This is a genomic window from Arenimonas sp. (assembly GCF_044348765.1).
In the GTDB taxonomy this organism is placed as follows: Bacteria; Pseudomonadota; Gammaproteobacteria; order Xanthomonadales; family Xanthomonadaceae; genus Arenimonas.
Genome location: NZ_JBIKSE010000100.1, coordinates 1 through 3584, shown reverse-complemented (window position 1 = coordinate 3584; position 3584 = coordinate 1). Strand labels below are relative to the sequence as shown.

At 63.1% G+C, this 3584-nt stretch carries 4 protein-coding genes and 1 pseudogene; all 5 read right to left on the bottom strand.

Translation table 11 applies throughout. The annotated features are described in order from the left end of the window. On the bottom strand, positions 1-607 hold a 607-nt coding region (locus ACIQ0Q_RS09165), incomplete at its 3' end, for an acetyl-CoA carboxylase carboxyltransferase subunit beta (RefSeq protein WP_395772635.1). Then, positions 604-1428, bottom strand: a complete 825-nt coding sequence (trpA, locus tag ACIQ0Q_RS09160; protein WP_395772634.1) for a tryptophan synthase subunit alpha — start codon at positions 1426-1428, stop codon at positions 604-606. The genes ACIQ0Q_RS09165 and trpA, both read right to left, overlap by 4 nt. A 12-nt stretch (positions 1429-1440) precedes the next feature. Further along, complete coding sequence (gene trpB, locus ACIQ0Q_RS09155) at positions 1441-2640, bottom strand: tryptophan synthase subunit beta (protein WP_395772633.1); 1200 nt, start codon at positions 2638-2640, stop codon at positions 1441-1443. Beyond that, positions 2637-3284: a phosphoribosylanthranilate isomerase gene (locus ACIQ0Q_RS09150; protein ID WP_395772632.1), complete on the bottom strand. Its 648-nt coding sequence runs from the start codon at positions 3282-3284 to the stop codon at positions 2637-2639. The genes trpB and ACIQ0Q_RS09150 overlap by 4 nt, the downstream gene beginning before the upstream one ends. A gap of 3 nt (positions 3285-3287) precedes the next feature. Then, a pseudogene (locus ACIQ0Q_RS09145) lies at positions 3288-3584 on the bottom strand (hypothetical protein); the annotation flags it as partial.

The following is a 3584-nucleotide window of genomic DNA, read 5'->3' as shown; positions in this document are numbered from 1 at the left end:
AGATATACGGCAGACCCGCTTCGGACAGATGGGTCAGGGCCGCGGTGGTCTTGGCCATCTGCATCAGCGACATCAGACCCTCCTGCATGCGCGCACCGCCCGATGCCGCAACCGAAATGAAGGGCACTTTCTGTTCGACCGCCGTTTGCACACCGCGCGCGAATCGCTCGCCGACGACCGCCCCCATCGAACCGCCCATGAAGTCGAACTCGAAGGCCGCCACGACCACCGGCAACGAACGCATCGCGCCGCCGACGACAACCAGAGCGTCGGTCTCGCCGGTCTCGTCCATTGCCTCCTGAAGGCGATCGGGATACTTGCGACTGTCCTTGAATTTCAAGGCATCGACCGGCAGCACATCGTGGCCGATCTCGTATCGCCCTTCGGCATCGAGCAGCGCATCGATGCGCGCACGGGCATCGATGCGCATATGGTGATCGCACTTTGGGCAAACGAAAAGATTGGCCAGCAGATCGGCGCGATAGAGCACCTCATCGCAGCTTGGGCATTTCAGCCAGACGCCCTCAGGAACCGTGCGGCGCCCTTCTGCCGATCGGCCGACCGAGCGCTTGATTCGAGGGGGAAGCAGCTTTTCAAGCCAACTCATGATTGAGCCTCGTCATTTGCCTCGATGCCATCCATCGCCTGCCTGATCGACAGTATGAACGCGCCCGCTTTCTCAACCGCGTGCGCCGGGCCTGCCGCCTCGATCTCCTGGATCAGCCGGGTGCCGATGACCACCGCATCGGCTCTGGCAGCGATCGCCCGGGCTGTCTGACCGTCACGAATACCAAAACCCACCCCCACCGGCAACCCGGTCGCTGCGCGGATGGCCGGCAGCGCGCCGAGCACTTCCTCGACATTGAGGTTGCCTGCACCGGTCACGCCTTTGAGCGACACATAGTAGACATAGCCGCTTGCGAGCTTGCCGACCTGCGCGATGCGCTCGGTGCTGGAGGTTGGGGCGAGCAGGAAGATCGGATCAAGTCCGTGGCTGCGCAGCATCGGAACGAAAGCCTGCGCTTCTTCCGGCGGCTGATCGACTACCAGCACACCGTCGACGCCAGCCTGCGCAGCGCGTTCGGCAAACACCGCAACACCCATGCGTTCGATCGGGTTCATGTACCCCATCAGCACCACCGGCGTGGCCTGGTCGTCAACTCGGAACTCGCGAACCCACTCAAGCACATCGCCCAAGCCCACGCCGAGAGCGAGTGCGGCTTCGCTCGATTTCTGGATGACCGGACCATCTGCCATCGGATCCGAGAACGGGATACCGAGCTCGATGACATCGGCGCCGTTGCGCGCCAGGGCATGCATCAGGGGAACGGTGTGATCGCGGCTCGGATGGCCGGCGGTGAAATAAGGCACCAGCGCCTTGCGTCCAGCGGCTTTGAGCGCTTCGAACCTGGCAGCGATTCGGGACATTGGACAGCCTTCTCAGAGCGCCAGGCCACCGGCCTGGGCAACAGTGTGCATGTCCTTGTCGCCTCGGCCGGACAGGTTGACCAGAATGACCTTGTCGCGGGACAGGGTCGGCGCGAGCTTGGCCGCATAGGCCAGCGCGTGACTGGTTTCAAGTGCGGGGATGATGCCTTCGATACGGCAGCAGGTATGGAAAGCTTCAAGGGTTTCGGCATCATTGATGGCCACATAGCTGGCTCTTCCGCTGTCCTTGAGCCAGGCATGTTCGGGGCCTACGCCAGGGTAGTCGAGGCCTGCCGACACCGAATGCGTATCGATGATCTGGCCATTGGCATCCTGCAGCAGATAGGTGCGATTGCCATGCAGCACGCCGGGCGTGCCGGCCGACAGCGATGCCGCATGCCGACCAGTCTCGATGCCCTCGCCTGCCGCCTCGACACCAACCAGCTTCACTGACTCGTGGGGAATGTAGGGATGGAAGATGCCGATCGCATTCGAGCCGCCACCGACACAGGCCAGCACATAATCGGGCTGCCGGCCGATGCGCTCGGGCATCTGCCACAGACACTCCTGACCGACCACCGCATTGAAGTCGCGCACCATCATCGGATAGGGATGGGGACCCGCAACGGTACCGATGATGTAGAAGGTGTCTTCCACGTTGGTGACCCAGTCGCGCATCGCTTCATTGAGCGCGTCCTTCAGCGTCTTGCTGCCGGATTCGACCGGGACCACCTCAGCGCCCAACAGCTTCATGCGATACACGTTCTGAGCCTGCCGTGCCACATCGGTCACGCCCATGTAGACCACGCACTTCATGCCGAAGCGGGCCGCCACCGTGGCCGTGGCCACGCCGTGCTGGCCGGCACCGGTCTCGGCGATGACTCGCGGCTTGCCCATCCGCTTGGCCAGCAAAGCCTGACCGATCGTGTTGTTGACCTTGTGCGCGCCGGTGTGATTCAGGTCTTCACGTTTGAAATAGATCTGTGCACCGCCCAGCATCTGAGACCAGCGCTTGGCGTGATAGATCGGGCTGGGGCGCCCCACAAAATATTTCAGCTCGTCCTTGAATTCAGCGATGAACTCAGGGTCGACGCGGTAGCGGTCGTAGGCCTGACGCAATTCCTCGAGCGCATGCATGAGCGTCTCGGAAACAAAAGTACCGCCGTAGGGGCCGAAGTGGCCACGGGCATCGGGAAGGTCATACGGTTTCATGGTCGGCCTGCATCAGCTGCGAGAACGGCGTTCACAAACTGCTCCATTCGCACAGGATCCTTGATTCGAGGAGAGTCACCCTGGATGCCGCTGGAGACATCGACCCCAAACGGCCTGACCGCCGCAATCGCGTCGCCCACACTGCGGGCGTCGAGCCCACCGGACATCACGATGTGCACGGGCCGCTGCGGCGGAATCCAGGTCCAGTCGAAGGTCTTGCCGCTGCCGCCGAACCCCTCACTGAATGAGTCAAGCAGCAGGCACTCGGCAGCACCAAACGGAACGAACGATGATAACAAATCGGCCTGCGTCTTCATGCGAATGGCCTTCCACCAGGGTAAGCCACCTGCAAGCTGGCTGATCGTCGCGCACTCGGCGGGATCTTCGTCACCATGCAACTGCAGCACATCCAGGCCGACAGCCTCAGCGGTGGCCGCCACGGTCTGAGGCGTCTCGTTGACGAACAGCCCGACCGCGCTCACGAATGAAGGCAAACGGCGCCGCAGCGCAGCGGCAAGCGGGGCGTCGACCGCTCTGGGGCTGCGTGCATAGAACACGAAACCCACCGCATCGACGCCCAGCGCCACGGCAGTGTCCACATCTTCGGGGCGGACCAGGCCGCAGAACTTGATTCGGGTACGCATCCCTCAACCCTCGCCCGGATCGGCCCATTGCGCAAGCGGCTCAGACCATGAATCGACCGGTGCTGGCTGCGGGAGCGCATGCACCGGGTCGTACTGCACCCCTGCCAGATACAGCCCCGCAGGCGAAAAGGTGGGGGCCGCCAAGGCACGCCTGCGCGCAGCCAGCAGGTCGGCCGTCCACGCGGCAGGCTGACGACCCGTCCCCACATAGACCAGGGCCCCCACCATGTTGCGCACCATGTGATGCAAGAAGGCATTGGCGGTGATGGTGAGCGCGACGAAATCGCCACGCCTGCTCAA